The sequence below is a fragment of the Nitrosospira sp. Nl5 genome, from assembly GCF_900102495.1.
Classification (GTDB): Bacteria; Pseudomonadota; Gammaproteobacteria; order Burkholderiales; family Nitrosomonadaceae; genus Nitrosospira.
Genome location: NZ_FMVQ01000012.1, coordinates 1 through 19,764, shown reverse-complemented (window position 1 = coordinate 19,764; position 19,764 = coordinate 1). Strand labels below are relative to the sequence as shown.

15 protein-coding genes are annotated in these 19,764 nt (G+C 55.1%); all 15 read left to right on the top strand.

Annotation, left to right across the window (positions count from 1 at the left end; all coding sequences use genetic code 11):
- Positions 1 to 401: 401 nt before the first annotated feature.
- The 15 genes from BLP45_RS11230 to BLP45_RS11160 all read left to right on the top strand — a co-directional run bounded on the left by BLP45_RS11230 (position 402) and on the right by BLP45_RS11160 (position 19,621).
- Positions 402 to 1,790, top strand: coding sequence for a TIGR03013 family XrtA/PEP-CTERM system glycosyltransferase (locus BLP45_RS11230; RefSeq protein WP_090372574.1), 1,389 nt, complete (start codon positions 402 to 404; stop codon positions 1,788 to 1,790).
- 22 nt (positions 1,791 to 1,812) lie between these two features.
- Entirely contained in the window at positions 1,813 to 3,897 is a 2,085-nt protein-coding gene (gene prsK / locus BLP45_RS11225; protein ID WP_090372573.1) for an XrtA/PEP-CTERM system histidine kinase PrsK, read from the top strand.
- Between the two features lie 71 nt (positions 3,898 to 3,968).
- Complete coding sequence (gene prsR, locus BLP45_RS11220) at positions 3,969 to 5,321, top strand: PEP-CTERM-box response regulator transcription factor (protein WP_090372641.1); 1,353 nt, start codon at positions 3,969 to 3,971, stop codon at positions 5,319 to 5,321.
- 58 nt (positions 5,322 to 5,379) lie between these two features.
- Entirely contained in the window at positions 5,380 to 6,966 is a 1,587-nt protein-coding gene (locus tag BLP45_RS11215; protein WP_090372572.1) for an acyl-CoA ligase (AMP-forming), exosortase A system-associated, read from the top strand.
- Positions 6,963 to 8,198 (top strand): pyridoxal-dependent decarboxylase, exosortase A system-associated, encoded by a 1,236-nt coding sequence (locus BLP45_RS11210; RefSeq protein ID WP_090372571.1) that lies wholly within the window; start codon positions 6,963 to 6,965, stop codon positions 8,196 to 8,198. The genes BLP45_RS11215 and BLP45_RS11210 overlap by 4 nt, the downstream gene beginning before the upstream one ends.
- Positions 8,199 to 8,318: 120 nt before the next feature.
- Entirely contained in the window at positions 8,319 to 10,157 is a 1,839-nt protein-coding gene (locus BLP45_RS11205) for an asparagine synthetase B family protein (RefSeq protein ID WP_090372570.1), read from the top strand.
- 395 nt (positions 10,158 to 10,552) lie between these two features.
- Positions 10,553 to 11,245, top strand: coding sequence for a TIGR04282 family arsenosugar biosynthesis glycosyltransferase (locus BLP45_RS11200; RefSeq protein ID WP_090372569.1), 693 nt, complete (start codon positions 10,553 to 10,555; stop codon positions 11,243 to 11,245).
- Positions 11,238 to 11,924, top strand: a complete 687-nt coding sequence (locus BLP45_RS11195) for a TIGR04283 family arsenosugar biosynthesis glycosyltransferase (RefSeq protein ID WP_090372568.1) — start codon at positions 11,238 to 11,240, stop codon at positions 11,922 to 11,924. The genes BLP45_RS11200 and BLP45_RS11195 overlap by 8 nt, the downstream gene beginning before the upstream one ends.
- Before the next feature lie 21 nt (positions 11,925 to 11,945).
- A complete protein-coding gene (locus BLP45_RS11190; RefSeq protein WP_090372567.1) occupies positions 11,946 to 13,001 on the top strand; it encodes a methyltransferase domain-containing protein in 1,056 nt (351 codons plus the stop codon).
- Positions 13,002 to 13,005: 4 nt separating this feature from the next.
- Positions 13,006 to 13,953: a radical SAM protein gene (locus tag BLP45_RS11185; protein WP_090372566.1), complete on the top strand. Its 948-nt coding sequence runs from the start codon at positions 13,006 to 13,008 to the stop codon at positions 13,951 to 13,953.
- A gap of 95 nt (positions 13,954 to 14,048) precedes the next feature.
- The gene (locus BLP45_RS11180; protein WP_090372640.1) at positions 14,049 to 16,187 is read left to right on the top strand and encodes an FAD-dependent oxidoreductase; all 2,139 of its coding nucleotides are present in this window, start codon (positions 14,049 to 14,051) and stop codon (positions 16,185 to 16,187) included.
- A gap of 4 nt (positions 16,188 to 16,191) precedes the next feature.
- Entirely contained in the window at positions 16,192 to 17,025 is an 834-nt protein-coding gene (locus tag BLP45_RS11175; protein ID WP_256327795.1) for a phosphate ABC transporter substrate-binding protein, read from the top strand.
- Positions 16,979 to 17,872: a phosphate ABC transporter permease subunit PstC gene (pstC, locus tag BLP45_RS11170; RefSeq protein ID WP_256327794.1), complete on the top strand. Its 894-nt coding sequence runs from the start codon at positions 16,979 to 16,981 to the stop codon at positions 17,870 to 17,872. The genes BLP45_RS11175 and pstC overlap by 47 nt, the downstream gene beginning before the upstream one ends.
- Positions 17,865 to 18,734, top strand: coding sequence for a phosphate ABC transporter permease PstA (pstA, locus tag BLP45_RS11165; RefSeq protein WP_090372564.1), 870 nt, complete (start codon positions 17,865 to 17,867; stop codon positions 18,732 to 18,734). The genes pstC and pstA overlap by 8 nt, the downstream gene beginning before the upstream one ends.
- Before the next feature lie 128 nt (positions 18,735 to 18,862).
- On the top strand, positions 18,863 to 19,621 hold the full coding sequence (locus BLP45_RS11160; RefSeq protein ID WP_218117992.1) for a phosphate ABC transporter ATP-binding protein: 759 nt from the start codon (positions 18,863 to 18,865) through the stop codon (positions 19,619 to 19,621).
- Positions 19,622 to 19,764 lie beyond the last annotated feature (143 nt).

Genomic DNA, 19,764 nt, shown 5'->3' with positions numbered 1-19,764 from the left:
TGCTTTTTTATACAAGCGACTTTATCAGGAAATCAAAGTTCCGCACGCTGTAACTGATACCGGCGTAACATTTGAGAGCGCTGTATCGCTGTATAGCTTAACCCGTGGGCCCGTCAGCTACGTTTACCGCGGTTAAATCATCCCCATCAAGGGACAAAAGCGCTCAGATTGTATAACCCATAGTGTGCCTTCAATTATTCTTTTTGAGAATTCATCAATGCATCGGCCATATTAGCAGGATGCATAGATTTCTGAATCGAGGGCAGTGGGCATTATCAAGAAAGACCTTATGCATGCGCCGATATTCACAGGTCGGGCGGCGGACGTTTGATTTGGGGCTCGGCAACAAGAAGAACAGGCGGCGAAGTCGTATCGCTTAGAGGCACTTTGAGGGACCAAAATTGCTTCGTATTTCTAATCATTACATTTCCAGAACCAAGCTCTTGCTTATTGGCGTGGAAGTATTTGTGTTGATGGTCGTGTTTTATCTTGGAGTGGGTCTTCGTTTTGCCGAGCCGCTTCCTTTCTCTCTCCCGTCTTTGTTCCCGGTCGCCGCCACCTTCACTTTTGTCATGGTCCTGAGCATGGCGGCGATGGGAATGTATCAGCTGGAATCCCGGCCGGATATTAAAGATACCTTATACCGTCTGATGCCCTCCATGATGCTCGGATTCGGAATCATGACACTGATTTTTTATGTCCTGCCTGATCTGTATTCGGGTCGGGGCATCTTAGGGCTAGCGATGCTTTTCGCTCTGCTGGGGATCCTTCTGACACGAGCAGCTTTTCTTAACTGGTCCAGCCTGGGAATTCTGGAGTCCCAGGCCATCGTTCTAGGGATAGGGGGCAAGGCAAAGGAATTCATTGATCAGGCAAAAAACGCGCCTCGCCATGGAGGATTCAAGATCATCGGTTTCGTCCCATTGCCGGATGAGGAACTTCATGTCCCATCTTCAGCCGTCCTGCCAAAGGTGGAATCTCTAATGTCGCTGGTTAACCGGTATGGCGCGGGAGAAATCATTATCGCAATCCAGGAACGACGGGGCGGTTGTTTTCCCATTCAGGATTTGCTGGAATGCAAGCTGAACGGGATAAAAGTGACCGATTCGGCAGCATTTTTCGAGCGTGAACGAGGCCAGATCAGGGTGAACTCCCTTTATCCCAGCTGGTTGGTTTTTGGCGGAGGTTTCGATCAAAGTCTTCTCCGATCGAGCATCAAGCGAGTTTTTGACCTGGCCGCGAGCGGAATTCTTCTGGTTGCTACGTTCCCCGTCATGCTTATAACGGCGCTCTGTATTCTTATCGAGGACGGCGCCCCAATTTTTTATAAGCAGGAAAGAGTAGGAAAAGGAGGAAAAACTTTTACGGTCCTAAAGTTCCGCAGTATGAGAAGTGATGCCGAGATAGGCGGAAAGCCCACGTGGGCGGCGGCGGACGATCCTCGGACAACCCGCGTAGGCAGGATTATCCGGAAGTTGAGAATTGACGAGCTTCCTCAAATATTCAATGTCCTGAATGGAGAAATGAGTTTTGTCGGTCCCCGTCCGGAAAGGCCCTATTTTGTCAACCAGCTTTGCATGGAGGTTCCTTATTATAACGTGAGGCACAGCATCAAGCCGGGAATAACCGGATGGGCGCAAGTTCGTTACGGCTATGGCGCCTCGCTGGAGGATGCCATCGAAAAGCTTCAATATGATTTGTACTATGTGAAGAACCACAGTTTGTTCCTTGACGTCATTATCCTGATCGATACTGTCGAAGTCGTTGTGCTAGGCAAGGGCGGGAGATGACCTCCGGGCGCTGCCGCACGCCATGCTGACAAGCATCGCGACAGCCAGCTACACCATGGCCGCCGTCGCGCATTGTCTTTTAACCGTATTTTTGTTGACGAGTTGGCGGGGCCGTCTGCACGGAGTAGTGCTACCCGTCGCTTGCCTGTTATCCGCACTTTGGGCAGCAACGCTTGCTTATCAGGCTACTCAGGCCTCTCACCTCTCGCTCCTCACGGATGTTCTGGAAATCCTCAGAAATGCAGGTTGGTCCGCTTTTCTCATAATGTTGCTGGGGCCTTACCGTGACGGCTCGTCTTCGGCACTAAGAGTCAGGCCGGCCGTAGTGGCTATCGCGATGCTGTACATTGCATGCCTTGCCGTTGCCGTCCATGCGCACGGGAATCTCGACTTTTTGGCCCGTAAAACCACGGATTTTATGAATAGCATTGTCGGAAGCCTGGCAATGGCAATCGTTGGCATGGTTTTGGTGGAGCAGCTTTACAGGAACACGCCAATCAAGCAGCGCTGGGGAATAAAATTCGCCTGCCTTGGTATAGGTGGAATCTTTGCTTATGATTTCTACCTATACAGTGACGCCCTTCTCCTCAGGCACATAAACCCGGAGATCTGGACGGCACGCGGGATAATTAATGCGTTGATTATTCCGCTTATTGCCGTGTCAGCCGCGCGTAATCCTCAATGGTCGTTGGGTATCACTGTATCGCGCCATATTCTCTTCTATTCGGCCGCCTTGTTCGGTGCCGCCATGTATTTACTGACGATGGCTGCCGCCGGCTACTATCTCCGTTTTTTTGGCGGAAGCTGGGGCACGGTCATGCAGGTGACTTTCCTGTTCGGTGCCGTGGTCCTTTTATTGGCCATGCTGTTCTCTGGTACTTTGCGCTCTTGGCTCAGAGTCTCTATCAGTAAGCATTTCTTTAGCTACAACTATGACTATCGCGAAGAATGGCTGCGTTTTACGCGTACCCTTTCACTTTCAGAGGGGGAGCACGGCTTGGGAGAGCGCGTCATTCAGGCTTTGGCGCAACTGGTGGAGAGCCCCGGCGGGCATCTGTGGATTAGCCGGGAATCGGGTAACTGCGAACCTGTAGCACATTGGAACATGCCTTCGGCGGCTGGGTTTGAAGCCGTTAACAGCCCCTTTTGCAAGTTCCTGGAGCATAAGGAATGGGTAATAGATCTGCAGGAATATGCGGCAAATCCCGAAAAATACTCAGCGGTCACGCTGCCCCAATGGTTGCAAGCCATCCCCAAAGCCTGGCTGGTGGTACCGCTGATTCAGCACCGGAAGTTATTTGGTTTTGCGGTGCTGGCGCAGCCCAGAAGCAAAGTAAAGCTGAATTGGGAGGTGAGTGATCTGCTTAAAGTGGCTGGTAACCAGGCGGCAAGTTACCTTGCGCAATATGAAGCGGCCAACGCGCTTCTGGTGGCGCGCCAGTTTGAATCATTTAACCGCATGTCAACCTTTGTCGTGCATGACTTGAAAAACCTGGTATCCCAGTTATCGCTCTTGCTTTCCAACGCAGAAAAGCATAAAAAGAATCCGGATTTTCAGCGGGACATGGTTGAAACAGTGTATCTCTCCGTTCAAAAGATGAAACGACTTTTAGAGAAATTAAGCGGTGGTGATGCATCGGAAAAGCCAGCTCCCATTTTCATAGCCCAGTTATTACAGGAGGCGGTAAAGAGTAAATCCGTTGTCGAACCAAGGCCAATCCTCGAAATATTGGACCCAGGCCTCGCTGTATATGCCAATTCGTCGCGTCTCGAGCGTGTCATGGGCCACCTCATTCAGAATGCGATAGAGGCGACCTCCCGAGACGGGCAGGTCCGCGTCCGGCTGGAAGGAGAGAAAGGTTTCGCAATAGTGGAAATCAAGGATACCGGGCACGGCATGAGCGAAGAGTTTATCCGTGAGAGGCTATTCAAGCCTTTCGAAACAACCAAATCGGCAGGTATGGGGATAGGCGTGTTTGAAAGCAGGGAATATGTGTGTGAACTAGGCGGGGAACTGGAGGTTACCAGTAGCGAGGCGGACGGGACGATTTTTCGTGTAATCCTGCCTCTTTATCAAAGTGACCGTGCTGTTGAAGCTGTTACCTGAGGTTGAAATCGTTCAGGCTAAGTTAATCCGGATTAATCCATATCCAAGTAAGCCAAGAAAAGGGAATGCAAGTGAGTCAGGATAAAAAAAATCTGCTAATCATCGAAGACGACCCCGGGTTGCAGAAACAGTTGCGCTGGAGCTTTGACGCTTATGAAGTATTGGTGGCACGGGACCGTGAAAGCGCACTGACCCTGGTCAGGCGGCATGAGCCGGCGGTCATCACTATGGATCTGGGGCTTCCACCTGATCCAGATGGCGCTTCGGAAGGTCTGGCCACCTTGGAACAGATACTTGAGCTCGCACCGGATACCAAGTTGATCGTTCTTACGGGCAACCAGGACCATGGGAACGCGTTAAAGGCGATCGATATGGGGGCCTACGATTTTCATCAAAAGCCTTTTGATCCGGAGATGCTGGGCTTAGTGGTGGAGAGAGCATTTTACCTGCATGCATTGCAGCAGGAGAACCGCCGGCTATTGCAAACCCAGGCCCCCTCGCTCGTTAGCGGAATTGTCACGCGTGACCCCGGACTGATCAAGGTATGCCGTAGCGTAGAGAAAGTCGCCCCATCAGACGCGACGGTAATACTGCTTGGCGAGAGTGGTACAGGTAAGGAAATTCTGGCAAGAACTCTCCATCAATCGAGCGCCAGGCAAGGGAAGCGCTTTATGGCAATCAACTGCGCAGCGATTCCCGAATCGCTTTTAGAGAGCGAGTTATTTGGCTACGAGAAGGGAGCGTATACTGGAGCGGCAAAACAGACTCTGGGCAAGATTGAACTCGCCGATGAGGGAACTTTTTTCCTTGATGAGGTGGGTGATTTGCCGATGCCGCTACAGGCGAAACTTCTTCGCTTCTTGCAGGAAAGGGTAATTGAAAGAATCGGGGGCCGAAGGGAGATCCCAGTGGATGTGCGCATCGTATGTGCAACACACCAGAATCTGAAAAAACTGATCGAGGAAGGACGTTTTCGTGAAGACCTTTATTATCGCCTGAGCGAAATCGTGATCACCATTCCCCCCCTGCGAGAGCGGGCGGGCGACGCTGCGCTCCTGGCACATCACTTCAAGAACAAATTCTCCGTCCAGGAACGGCGTTCCTCGCTGAATTTTACTCAGGAGGCGCTCTCTGCGATTGAAAATCATTCCTGGCCGGGCAATGTACGAGAAATGGAGAACTGTATCAAGCGCGCCGTTATCATGGCGGATGGTCCCCTTATCACCGCGGAAGACCTCGGGCTACAAGCTTCAACTGCTTCGGCGGAACCCATTAACCTCCGGCAGATACGGGATAAAGCGGAATGTGATGCCTTGATGAAAGCGCTGGCGCGAGTAGACGGGAATGTTGTGAAGGCAGCTGAGTTACTGGGCGTAAGCCGTCCTACAATTTATGATCTAATGAATCGGCATGGGCTAAAATAAGATGCTTTCCGGCGACCGGCTTATTCATCCCTGATGACTATTTAATAGGTAGTATTTCGTGTCAGATCTTATTCATAAGCTCATTTTCACCTCCGCTGATCGTTTTTCAGACAAGGACGCGTTGGTGTATCAGGGAAATCGAATCTCCTACGCTGCCTTGGCGGAGGAGATCGAGTCAGTAGGGACGGCCATGCTTGCTTTAGGGCTTGACCGGAGTGAGCGCGTCGCGGTTTATCTGGAAAAGCGGGCGGAGGCGGTTACAGCCCTGTTTGGCGCCACAACCGCCGGGGGCGTGTTCGTACCTGTCAATCCTATTCTCAAGTCAGAACAAGTGGCCTATATTTTGCGCGATTGCAATGTTAGGATCTTGGTGACTTCAGCCGACCGGTTGAAATTACTGATAGCGGTTCTGCCGCAGTGCCATGATCTGCATACGGTGATGGTGGTCAACCCGGCTGAGACTCTGCCGGTCATTTCCGGCCTGAATGTCATCAGTTGGGACAACGCCCTTTCCAAGAGGGAACGCGTCACCGCGCACCATAGTATCGACAGCGATATGGCCGCGATCCTGTACACATCCGGCAGCACCGGGAAGCCAAAGGGCGTGGTCCTTTCCCACCGCAACCTGGTCGCGGGAGCGACAAGCGTTGCGCAATACTTGGAAAACAGACCCGATGACCGGATTTTGTCGGTATTGCCGCTGAGTTTTGACTACGGACTCAGCCAACTTACCACGGCCTTTCATGTTGGGGCCACGGGCGTCCTGATGAATTATCTGCTGCCGCGGGATATCATCGATACCGTGGAGAAGGAGAGCATTACCGGTCTTGCCGCTGTGCCTCCCCTGTGGATTCAACTGGCGCAGTTGAAATGGCCAGGAAATATTTCATTGCGTTATATTACAAATTCCGGTGGGGCAATGCCTCGGGCGACTCTCGATTTGCTGCGCAGTACATTTTCCAACACCAGGATATTTCTGATGTATGGTCTCACCGAAGCGTTTCGCTCGACCTTTTTACCACCGGAGCAAGTGAACGACCGCCCTGACTCCATAGGCAAGGCCATCCCCAATGCCGAAGTGCTGGTGTTGCGGGAAGATGGCTCACTCTGCGCAGTCGGCGAGCCGGGAGAGCTGGTGCATCGCGGGGCGCTGGTTTCCATGGGGTACTGGAATGACCGGGAAAAAACGGCGGAACGTTTTAAACCCGTTCCTTCCCGCCAGCCCGGGTTAACCATACCGGAAATGGCGGTGTGGTCGGGGGATACGGTGCGCATGGATGAAGAAGGCTTCCTGTATTTTATCGGCCGCCGCGATGAAATGATCAAGACATCGGGTTATCGTGTCAGTCCCACCGAAGTCGAAGAAGTGATTTATGCCACGGCACTGGTGGGAGAAGCCGCCGCCATCGGAATACCTCATCCGGTATTGGGTCAGGCCATCGTCGTGATCGTAACGCCGCGGGAATGCGCGAGGGTTGATCATGATGCATTGCTGGCAGCATGCAAGCTCCATCTCCCGGCTTTCATGCTGCCCAGCCGGATCGAGTTCAGGGAAGGCAATTTGCCGCGCAATCCCAATGGCAAGATTGACCGTAAACTGCTCGCCCAGGAGTTGCAAAATACCTTCCCGGAAGGGAGCGCATGAGCAATACACGCCCCAAGCATGCTTCCATGATTCAATTTCCGATTCAGGACAACTGCCTCCAGATTGGCGGTTTGTCCCTCATGCGACTGGCGCAACGGGTAGGCAGAACACCGTTCTATGCATACGACCGGCAGCAGATAACCGAGCGGGTTGCCTTTCTGCGCCAGCATCTGCCAACCGAGGTCCACCTTCACTATGCCATGAAAGCGAATCCGATGCCTGCGGTCGTGCAGCACCTGTCCGGCTTGGTGGATGGAATCGATGTGGCGTCAGGAGGCGAAATGAGGATTGCCCTCGACACGCCAATGCCCGCGGGACTGGTCAGCTTCGCCGGGCCGGGAAAAGGCGATGATGAACTCTCCTGCGCAATTGCCGCCGGGATTGTCCTGAACATGGAATCCGAGCAGGAAATGGAACGTATCGCCAGTCTGGGTACTCACCTTGGCATCCGTCCGAAAGTGGCGGTTAGAGTCAACCCTGATTTCGAGCTCAAATCCTCCGGCATGAAAATGGGCGGAGGACCAAAGCAGTTTGGGGTGGATGCCGAGCGCGTTCCCGCCATGCTTAACCGGATCGGTAAACTGGGACTCGATTTTGAGGGATTCCACATCTTCAGCGGTTCTCAGAACCTGAAGGTAGCGGCCATCCAGGAGTCCCATGAAAAAACGCTGCGACTTGGCATCTCCCTTGCTCGCTATGCACCTGGCGCGGTTCGCTTGCTGAATATCGGCGGCGGCTTCGGAGTTCCTTATTTTCCAGGTGACGAGGCTTTGGATATGGCAGCTGTGGGTCAAAACTTGCAGCGCCTGTTACCTGAAGCAAAGCGGGAACTCCCCGAGGCGCGGTTGGTAATCGAACTTGGCCGGTATTTGATAGCTGAGGCCGGGATCTATGTGTGCCGGGTGCTGGAGCGTAAGAAGTCGAGGGGGCAGGTGTTCCTGGTGACGGATGGCGGCCTGCATCATCATCTCGCCGCTTCCGGAAATTTTGGCCAGGTAATCCGTAAAAATTATCCTGTCGTTGTCGGTAACAAGGTCCATGGCAACGACAGGGAAATTGTTTCGGTAGTGGGGCCGCTCTGCACTCCGCTGGATCTGCTGGCAGACCAGATGGAAATGAGCAAGGCCGAGGCGGGGGACTTGATAGTTGTCTTTCAGTCCGGCGCCTACGGCTTCACGGCGAGCCCGACCGCATTCCTCAGTCATCCTCCCCCCATTGAAGTGCTGGTTTAGTAAACGGAACATCCGTTTACTGGTGCTGCCCATGCGCATCCCAGGGCCATGCATTTGGGTCAGATAGTTATTTGGCAAAAATAATAGGATATTCATGTCTGGTAAAACGAAGGAGCTGTTTTGAGCGGTTTGTGCGGATGGATAGGCGTGGGCACTTCCGTCCCCGAGAATTTGCAGCTTGTCCAACGCATGGCTGGACCGCTTGCTCGTTTTGATGGTGGCGAGATTCAGTCGCTGGCTGGATGGAACAGTGCCTTGGCGATTTCGGCAAATGACGATAGCAGACATTTTTATCAAAAAGATGGGTTGCTCGTGGCGCTGTGGGGGCGAGCCGGCTTTAGGGAGCCTCGCCTGTCCCAGCTTGCGCGGGCAGAAGGCGTGGCAAAAACGCTGGCCGACCACTGGCGGGAGAGCGGTGAGAAAATCTTCGCGAACCTGACCGGTGCATTTTCCCTTTGCATTCTGGATGAAGGGAGCAATGAGGCCATTTTGGCAATTGACCGTATGGGCATTCACCCGCTTTCCTTTCAGATATCGGGAGAGGGTCTCGTTTTTGGCTCATCGGCCGATGCCATCATTTTGCACCCGCGGACAAGGCCCGAGATCGCCCCGCAGAGCTTATACAACTATGTCTATTTTCATATGGTGCCCGGCCCGGATACGATTTATCAGGGCCAGAAACGTCTTCTGCCTGGCGAATACTTGATCTATCGGAGGGGACGTGCGGAGACCCGCAGATATTGGGAAATGCGATTCGTGGAACACGAGGTGCGTTCCTTCCCGGAACTTAAGCACGATTTTCTGGATGTATTGCATTCAAGCGTGCGGGAAGCAATCGGAGGCGAGGAGGTTGGCGCTTTTCTCAGCGGCGGAACCGACAGCTCGACGATAGCGGGACTATTGGGAGAGGTAAGTGGGCAGCCAGCCCGTACCTACTCCATCGGTTTCGATGCCTCGGGTTATGACGAAATGGAATACGCGCGCATTGCGGCGCGGCATTTTTCTACCCGGCATCATGAATACTATGTTAGTCCCGATGACATAGTCTCTGCGATTCCCCAGGTCGCAGCAATTTTCGATCAGCCTTTTGGGAACGCTTCCGCCATACCTGCTTTCTATTGCGCGCGCATGGCGAAAGCGGATGGCCTGAGCAGGATGCTGGGTGGAGATGGGGGAGACGAGTTATTCGGCGGCAACGTACGCTACGCCAAGCAACACCTGTTCTCTCTTTATGAGCACATGCCCTCCGTAATGCGTAAAGGTATTATCGAGCCGCTGGTTTTTGGCATTCCTGGCGGCGCTTCCTTGCCCTTGATAAGCAAGGCCCGCAGTTATATCGAACAGGCATCAATCGCGATGCCCGCGCGTACCGAAACCTATAATCTGCTGGAGCGTTACGGCCATGGAGAGGTTTTCACTCGGGAGTTCCTGATGACTGTTAATGCCGGTCATCCCGCTGCCCTCCTGGATGAAGTCTATCACCAGGCCGATGCCGGCAGCCTGATAAACCGCATGCTTGCATTTGATCGTAAATTTACGCTTGCCGATAACGACTTGCCCAAAGTGGCAAAAGCTTGTGAGTTGGCAGGAATGGACGTCGCTTTTCCCCTTATCAGCGATGAGATCGTGGCTTTTTCCTTGCGGCTTGAACCCCGGCTTAAGCTTAAAGGCACAAAATTACGTTATTTCTTTAAGGAAGCGTTGCGCGGGTTTCTGCCGGAAGAGATTATTGCCAAGCAAAAACACGGCTTCGGCTTGCCTTTTGGCGTATGGCTTCAGCATCACAAACCGTTGCAGACCCTGGCTTCGGATAGTCTGAGTGACCTCAGGTCGCGAAATATCATACGTGGCGACTTTATTGACAAGCTACTTGGGCATCATCTGGGGGAACATGCGGGTTACCATGGCACCATGGTTTGGGTGCTAATGATGCTGGAGCAGTGGTACAGGCAGCGGTAGAACTCTTTGCTGCCATTCAGCCAAAGCTGAAACCCGTTGTAGCTCCTCGGTCGAACGATACACAACTCCATTCTGTCACCTCGGCGGCCGCCGAGATCAATTCAATCGTGCTCCCCCCTAAAATACCGGCTTTCATCCGGTCTACATCCTGCATCTTAAAAGCCGGGTATTTCCCCCATTCAGTTGGTGGGCGATTCAGGTTTTAACGAAAATTTCCGTGCTTCACGAACAAATGCTGTCTATGATGTAAAGAAATAGCGTTCCCCGGGTTTTATTACTGTGATCCGATATGGTTTCACGGTTTCGAAGATGATCAGGTCATTGCAACGAAGCGTTATGAGATTTTGTGCTTCCCGTCAAGCAGGTTTTACATATGCTAAGTCAACAGGCACGGCATGATTGAGACCGCCTTGGTATTAGTATGCAAGCGCCCGTCATCGGGTATCGGCAAGCAGCGGTTAGCCGCTACCCTGGGGCCGGAAATCGCAACTCGCATCGCCGAGGCGCTGCTCGCCTGTGCGCTGGAAGATGCATGCGAATGGCCCGGCCCAGTGGTAATCGCTCCGGCGCATCCTTCGGATTGTGCCTGGGCCGGCACTCTTTTACCGCAGTTGCAGCCGAAAGTGCGAATACTGCCGCAAGCAACGGCGGGCAATCTGGGGCTACGGTTGAATGGGCTGGATCAGGCGTTGCGCGACGCGGGGATGAAACGGCTGGTTTACATCGGCAGTGATGCACCTGCTCTCGCGGCAGCTGACTATGACGCAGTGAATGACGCCTTGCTGCGCCATGATACCGTCCTGATCCCGGCGGAGGATGGCGGCGTGGTGCTGATGGCCAGCTGCCGCCAGTGGCCGATGCTGGGCGCGTTGCCATGGAGCACTGCCCGTCTGGGTGCTGCGCTTGCCGACTGTTGCCGTGCGATCGGGCAGTCCGTCGCCATGCTGACCCAGAGTTTCGATGTGGACGAACGGGATGACTTCTTTCGGTTGTCCGCAGCCCTGAGGGCGGACCGCCGCCCGGCGCGGCGCGCATTGCACGCGCTGGCTTGCGACCTCGTTCAATTACGGCAAGCGGATCATGTCTAGTTTTAGTGTCATCATCCCCTGCTACCACGATGAAGCGAGGTTGGCGAATTTGCTCGATCAATTGCGAAACCTGCCGCTTCGACCGGCGGAGGTCGTCGTGGTGGATGGAGCTGACAACCAGGCGTGCCGCGACATCTGCCATCGGCATAGTGCTCGCTGGCTGGCTGGCGAGCCTTGCCGGGGAAGGCAGCTACTAGCCGGGGCAGCGTTGGCGCAAGGTGACGCTCTATGGTTTTTGCATGCCGATTCCCGCTTGCCGCCGGATCCGATAACCGCAATGCGGTTGGCTATCGAGCGAGGTGCGGTAGGCGGCTATTTCCGTTTTTGTTTTGATGCTCCGCGCGCCTGGCCAGCATTGCTGCTGGAATCAGCCATCGCACTTCGCTGCCGGTTTGGCGTTCCCTATGGCGACCAGGGGTTATTCATGACGCATCAGGCTTATGTCGCGGCCGGCGGCCATTCACCCTTGTCCTTGTTCGAGGAGGTATCCCTGGTGCGCGGACTGCGCCGCCAAGGACGATTTCTGGCTTTACACGAACCGCTTTTCGTCGATCCACGGCGCTGGCATCGCGATGGCTGGTGGCGGCGTACTTGGATAAACCGCAACCTCGCGCTGGCTTTTGCACGCGGTGTCCCGCCTGACAAACTCGCGGCTCGCTACTACTCTAAAACCAACTGATTTTCATCACGAGGCGATACCATGCATGATACTGTCCAGCAATACTATGGCGGAACCCTGAGCAGTTCGCTCGATCTTCAGACCAATGCCTGCAAGACTGACGCGGGCTTGCCAGAATATGTGAAGCCGATATTGGCGCAGATACACAATGAGGTGTTGACTCGCTACTACGGTTGCGGACTGGTGCTGCCCGAATTGCTGGAAGGCTTGACCGTGCTCGATCTGGGCTGCGGGGCAGGACGCGACGTTTACGTGATATCCAAACTGGTGGGGGAGTATGGAAGGGTAATCGGTGTGGACATGACCGAAGAACAACTCGCGGTCGCACGCCGGCATGAGGAATATCATCGCAAGGCATTTGGCCATGCCGCCGCTAATGTACTTTTTTTGCATGGCTACATTGAGCGCATGGACGAGCTCGACCTGGCCGACAACAGCGTGGATGTCATCGTATCCAATTGCGTGCTCAACCTTGTCCCGGACAAAGCGGCTGTATTAAGCGAAGCCTGGCGTGTCCTCAAGCCGGGCGGGGAGCTGTATTTTTCCGATGTCTATACCGACCGGCGCGTGCCGGTCGCGCTCACTGGGGACTCGGTACTATATGGTGAATGCCTCAGCGGCGCGCTCTACTGGAATGATTTCCAGCAGCTTTCTCGTAAACATGGTTTTGCCGATCCGCGCCTGATCGCCGACCGCAGAATTACTATTGGAAACGCGGAACTGGCAGTCCGTACCGGGAATATCCGTTTCTACTCCGCTACCTACCGGTTGTTCAAACTGGATAATCTGGAGCCAGCCTGCGAGGACTACGGCCAGTCCGTGGTTTATCGCGGCACGATACCCAATCATCCCCACCTGTTTGAACTCGACAAGCATCACCGCATCGAAACCGGAAAGCATTTCCCCGTGTGTGGCAACACTTGGCGCATGTTGCACGATACCCGCTTCGCGGCGCATTTTACGTTCTACGGCAACTTCGAGCGGCACTACGGGATTTTCGCCGGCTGCGGCATGGGACTACCATATAACGACACCGCCAGCGACACCGCGGACAATCGTACAGGTGGATGTTGCTAGCCCCATGAAGGTGATTCCGATCAGTGTAGAAAAGCTAAACCGCTCCCAACACTGGCGTCATACCCCGGACGATGAACCGGGCGGTTTTATCCAGCCGCATGCGTTGGACGAGCTGTGGTTTCACACCGGCACCGCCTGCAACCTTGCCTGTCCTTTCTGTCTCGAAGGTTCGAAACCTGGAGATGATCGCTTGCAAATGTTGCGATTTGACGACGCTCAGCCGCTGATGGAGGAAGCGCTCAGTCTCGGCGTCAAGCAATTTTCGTTTACTGGCGGCGAACCTTTCATCAACAAGGACATCGTGCGTATCCTCGATTATGCGTTACTGCACCGACCTTCCCTGGTGCTGACCAATGCAACCAAACCGCTCATGAAGCGCCTGAGACAGTTGGACTCATTACGTGACCGGCCGCAGGCGCTGAGCTTTCGCGTCAGCCTGGATTATCCCGATGCCGCACGGCATGACGCCGGGCGCGGCGAAGGCATGTTTGCCCAGGCACTGGAAGGGTTGCGGAGGTTGCATGACATGGGATTCCACGTGTCGGTGGCGAATCAACTCCTGGCTGACGTCATGCCGGATGTGGTCGAAGCGCGTTTTGCCGAAGTTTTCCGCGCTGCCGGCTTACCCCAGGACCTGCCCCGTGTCGAATTCCCCGAATTCCACCTCCCCGGGGTGCAGGTGCCAACGCCCCGCATTACCAAACGCTGTATGACCGACTTTCAGACCGAGGAGACGCGCCGCTCCTTTATGTGCGCATTTAGCAAAATGGTGGCAAAAAGCGGCGGCCGCATGCAGGTCTACGCGTGTACCCTCGTGGATGATGATCCGGATTACATCCTTGGAGAAACGCTTACCGAAGCCTTGCAGGCATTCGTGAGTATGAAGCATCACCGTTGTTACAGTTGCTTCAAGTATGGCGCTACCTGCAGCGAAATAAAGCCGACAAAATGAAGCGCATGATTGGATAGCATTGCTTTCTCCCGAGGAACGTGTTCAAGGATTCTTTGGCATCGCCCGCAAATTCTGATTTTTTATACGAATCCGAGATGAGACATTGGTGGTTGCTCATATTGCTGGTGCTATTGGCCGGATTGTTCTTTACCTTCGATCTTGGACGTTTCCTCAGTCTCGAAATGCTCAAGAACAGCCGAGACGCACTGCAACAAGCCTATCAGACGCGGCCAGTGCGAAGCATTGGCCTCTATGCCGCGATTTATATTGTCATCACTTCGCTTTCCTTGCCGGGTGCGACACTGATGACGTTAGCCGGCGGGGCTATCTTCGGGCTATGGGCGGGTATTCCGGCGGCGCTTATCTCCGCCACTATCGGCGCAACCGTGGCTTTCTGGACGGCGCGCTACTTGTTTCGTGATGTCGTACATCAGCGCTTCGGCGACCGTATGGCGGCGCTCAATGCCGGCATTGAGCGTGACGGTGCATTTTATCTCTTCACCCTGCGCCTGGTGCCGGTTTTTCCTTTTTTCGTCATCAATCTGCTGATGGGACTCACCGCCATCCGGACCAGCACCTTCTTTTGGGTCAGCCTGTCAGGCATGCTCGCCGGCACCGTGGTTTATGTCAATGCCGGGACCCAGTTAGCGGCACTTACCAGCCTGTCCGGCATTCTATCGCCGTCGCTGATCGGATCGTTTGTTCTACTGGCTGCATTTCCGTGGTTGGCACGGTGGGGATTGGAGCGCATCAAGGTGAGGAGAGCCCAGGGACATTGGGCCGGTTCGTCCAGGCCGAGGCGGTTCGACCGCAATCTCGTGGTGATTGGCGCCGGCGCGGCGGGCCTGATGACATCCTATATAGCGGCTAGCACTCGCGCCAAGGTAACTTTGATCGAAGGCCACAAGATGGGCGGGGATTGTCTCAATTTCGGTTGCGTGCCCTCCAAGACCCTGATCCGTTCGGCGGCTTTCCTGCGGCAGGTGCGTCATGCCCCGGAATTGGGCATCACCCGCGCAACCGTGGATTACAATTTCAGTGATGTGATGGCACGTGTGCATCGAATCATAAGCGCGGTTGCGCCCCACGACTCGGAGGAACGCTACACAAAGCTAGGGGTGGAGGTGATTCATGGTAATGCCCGCATTACCTCACCCTGGACGGTGGAAGTCAACGGGCAGACCATGACCACCCGCGCGATTGTCATAGCCACCGGTGCCTCTCCCACCATTCCGCCGATTCCGGGACTGGAGCAGGTGCGCTACTATACGTCCGACACTATCTGGTCGCTTACTGAACGTCCCGAACGGCTCGTTGTGCTGGGTGGCGGGCCCATTGGCTGCGAGCTGGCGCAGGCATTTGCGTGTCTTGGCTGTCAGGTTACGCAAGTGGCGAGAACAGGATTGATGGGGCGAGAGGATGCCGATGCGGTGAAATTGGTTGAAGCTGCGCTGCGCGCCGATGGCGTGCGTGTGCTGACGCAAACCGGCGCCATACGCTGTGAACGCGAATCCGGTAAGCAACGTTTGATTGTGCGCGGCGAAGACGGAATCGAAGAAGCGCTTCCGTTCGACGCCATGTTGTGCGCGGTGGGAAGAACAGCCCGGATCGAAGGTTTTGGCCTGGAGGAATTGGGAGTCCGCATTTCGCCAAAACGCACTATCGAAACGGATGACTGGCTGCAAACATTGTATCCCAATATTTATGCCTGCGGCGACGTAACTGGACCATACCAGTTTACCCACGTTGCCGGGCATCAGGGCTGGTACGCGTCGGTCAACGCGCTGTTTGGCGTCGTGAAGCGCTTCAAAGTGGACTATTCGGTGATTCCCTGGGCCACGTTTACCAGCCCCGAAGTTGCCCGGGTCGGATTATCGGAAGATGAAGCAAAGAAGCGGGGCATCTCCTGCGAGGTGACACGCTACGGACTGGAGGATCTGGACCGCGCCATGACTGATGAAGCAGCACGCGGCTTCGTCAAAGTGCTCACCGTACCGGGTAAAGACCGCATTCTGGGTGTGACGATCGTTGGCGAGCATGCCAGCGACCTGCTGGCGGAATTCGTGCTGGCAATGAAACATGGGCTTGGCCTGAACAAGATACTCGGCACCATCCATACCTATCCCACTTGGTCGGAAGCGAATAAATATGCTGCAGGTGAATGGCGACGCGCACATGTGCCATATCGCCTGCTTGACTGGGTGGAAAAATATCATGCCTGGCGGCGAGGCTAAGAGCGTGAAAATATTATCGGCAACGCATTACGTGATGTTTGCTACAGCCTTATTGCTGGGATCCGGCTGGAGTCCATCCGGCCATGGGGCTTCACAAAAACTGGTTTTAACGGGCGCCAGCACGATCGCTCCGTTGGCCGGCGAGCTCGCCCGGCGCTTCGAGTCGTTGCATCCCGCCACGCGGATAGATGTGCAGACTGGTGGTTCCGCACGCGGCATTAACGATGTCCGCAATGGAGTTGCCGACATCGGTATGGTATCGCGTGCTTTGAAACCCGAAGAGCGGGGTTTGCATGCGCACGCGATCGCCCTGGACGGTGTCGGAATTATTCTGCATGGGAGCAACCCGATCGCGGCGCTAAGGCGGCAGCAGATCATCGACATTTATACTGGCAAAATCGTTAACTGGAAGGATGTGGGTGGGCAAGACGCGCGCATTACTGTCGTCAACAAAGCGGAAGGCCGCTCCACACTTGAGCTGTTTCTGAGTTATTTAAAATTGAAGAATAGCGATATCAGGCCGCACGTGATTATTGGTGACAACGTACAGGGCATAAAGACGGTGGCCGGCAACACGAATGCCATCGGCTACGTTTCGATAGGCACTGCCGAATACGAAACAGGGCACGGCACGCCCATCAAACTGCTGCCGCTCGATAGCATCACAGCTTCGGTAGCGAGTGTGCGCAACGGCACATTTCCGCTGTCACGGCCGCTCAATTTGGTAACGCGGGGGATGCCGAAGGGATTGGTCCGGGATTTCATCAAATTTGCTCGCTCGGAGCAGGTGCATGATCTGGTCAAAGCGCAATATTTCGTCCCCATCAGCGTCCGCTGAAACAGTATCCATGGATACGCTCATGCACTACCTGCTGCGTACTGCGGCAGGCCTTTCAGCGACTGTCGTGCTGCTGATCCTCCTGTTCCTGGCGTTCGAGTCATGGCCAGCCTTGCGGCATATATCGCTCGCGCGCTTTTTCACCGACCCTTCGTGGCATCCCGTTGAAGGTATGTACAACCTTGCGCCAATGTTGTCGGGGACGCTCTCTGCCGCGAGCGGGGCGCTGCTGCTGGCGACGCCGCTTGGCGTCGCCTCGGCGCTGTTTATCGCTTATTACGCATCACCCCGAACTGCCGGCATTTACCGGCGACTGGTTGAGTTGCTGGCGGGCATTCCCTCCGTAGTCTTCGGTTTTTGGGGACTTACCACACTGGTGCCGCTAATTAATCAGTTACACCCGCCCGGCGCCAGTCTGCTGGCAGGAATCCTGATTCTGACACTAATGATCCTGCCCACCATTGCGCTAACCGCGCATGCGGCGTTGCTGGGCGTGCCTGGTGAATACCTGCGCGGTGCGGCCGCGTTGGGCATATCACGTTGGGGCATCATTCGCGGCGTGGCCTTGCCCAGTGCAAAAACCGGCATCGTGGCAGGCGTAATGCTCGCGGCAGGCCGCGCTATCGGCGAAACCATGGCCGTGTTGATGGTTACAGGCAATGTCGTACAGCATGCCGGCAGCCTGTTCGACCCGGTGCGCACCCTCGCTGCCAACATCGCGCTGGAGATGGCCTATGCCATGGATAATCACCGTGCCGCACTGTTCGTATCAGGGTTGACGCTAATGCTGCTGGTGATGGCCCTCTCGGGAATGGCGGGGTGGTTGGGGAGGAGCCGCCATGTCTGAAACGGTTCCGGGGAAATTAATACACTTCCGGCGAGACCGGCTGGTGGAATGGACTGTTTACTCGGTCGCGTTTCTGGTTTGCGCCACGTTTGTGTGGATAGCGGGTGATCTCGTACGCGGCGGTATCGCGCATCTTTCCTGGGATTTTCTTGTCGATTCGCCGCGGGATGCCGGCCGTGCGGGCGGCATCGGCTCCGTTCTGGTTTCCACTGTCCTTATCCTGGCGGTTGCCCTGATGGTGGCGCTGCCGCTCGGATGGGCGACGGCTGCGCTGCTTGCCGAATACGTACCCGCTGACAGTAGTTTTGGACTCGCCGTACGTTATAGCATACAGGTGCTTGCGGGTGTGCCTTCCATCGTGTTTGGCCTGTTTGGCAATGCCTTTTTCAGCATTTATCTGGGTATGGGATTTTCCATCCTGTCTGGCGGCCTCACCCTGGCCTGCATGCTTTTGCCTATTCTCATCAGTACCGCGGACGCGGGTTTACGCGCTGTGCCCGATGCATATCGCCTCTCCGCCGCGGCGTTGGGCATATCGCGTACAGCAACGTTGCTTCATTTGCTATTGCCAGCTGCCGCGCCGGCGCTGGCGGCGGGTCTGCTACTGGGAGTCGGGCGCGCCATTGCGGAAACCGCCGCGCTGTTGTTTACTAGCGGTTATGTCGACCGCATGCCAGATTCGCTGCTGGATTCAGGGCGCACACTGGCGGTACATATCTTCGATTTGTCCATGAATGTTTCCGGTGGCGACGTCCCGGCTCACGCATCGGCGTTGGTGCTGATAATTGCGCTGCTGCTCATCAACGTGGTTGCCATGCGGCTTGCCGCCGGCTGGCAACGTAGAAAGATGGTATCAGAATGAACCCAAAAAAGAGCTCCGGTTCCAATACGCCAGAGCCTGGGAAATCAGTGCGATCAATGGACCAGGACAACAACACTTATACTCTTGGGCCAATACAGGCGGGGCCGGCATGTTGTGACCCGCAGCCTTTGATCCAGGTCGAGAACTTCTCTCTTTGCTACGGTGCCAAGACCGCGCTGGATAACATTACACTGGATATTTATCGTGGCTGCATCACCGCCCTGATTGGTCCTTCCGGCTGTGGAAAGACCAGTTTCCTGTCGTCGATCAATCGGCTTACTGACCTGATTCCCGGTTGCCGGACCGCTGGCAGCGTTCGCATCGGCGGCAAAGACATTCACCGTCCCGGTGTCAGTGTGCAGGCATTGCGACGCCAGATTGGCATGGTGTTCCAGAAACCCACACCGTTCCCGCTTTCAATCCATCGCAATATCGAACTGCCCTTGCAAGAGCATGGCATCACGCGGCGCGCCGACACAGACATCATTATCGAGCAAGTGCTGCAAGATGTCGGGTTATGGGATGAAGTGCGCGATCGGTTGAATGCTTCCGCGCTGGGTCTGTCAGGCGGCCAGCAGCAGCGGCTTTGCATTGCTCGCGCGTTGGCGTTGAACCCTCAGATTCTGCTAATGGACGAACCATGCAGCGCACTTGATCCCATCGCCTCGGGCGTGGTCGAGGACCTGATCAGCCGATTGCGCGGACATTATACCATCGTCATTGTTACCCATAATCTGGCGCAGGCGCGCCGCATCGCTAACTATGCGGCATTTTTCTGGATCAAGGGCCATGTCGGCCGCCTGGTTGAATTTGGCCATTGCCGCCAAATTTTTGAATCACCCGCGCATGCCCTTACTGCCGCGTACGTGAATGGCGCGAGAGGGTGATTGCGATGAAAAACCCTTTTGTCGTCATGCCCATATGAGCGCGATTTAGCATGGACAGGTATAAATTTAAGCTGTATAGTTGCCCAGCCTTCGCTCTTTAGGGCATCTCTAAACACTCAAGATTAGCCGCACGACTTCGTTGC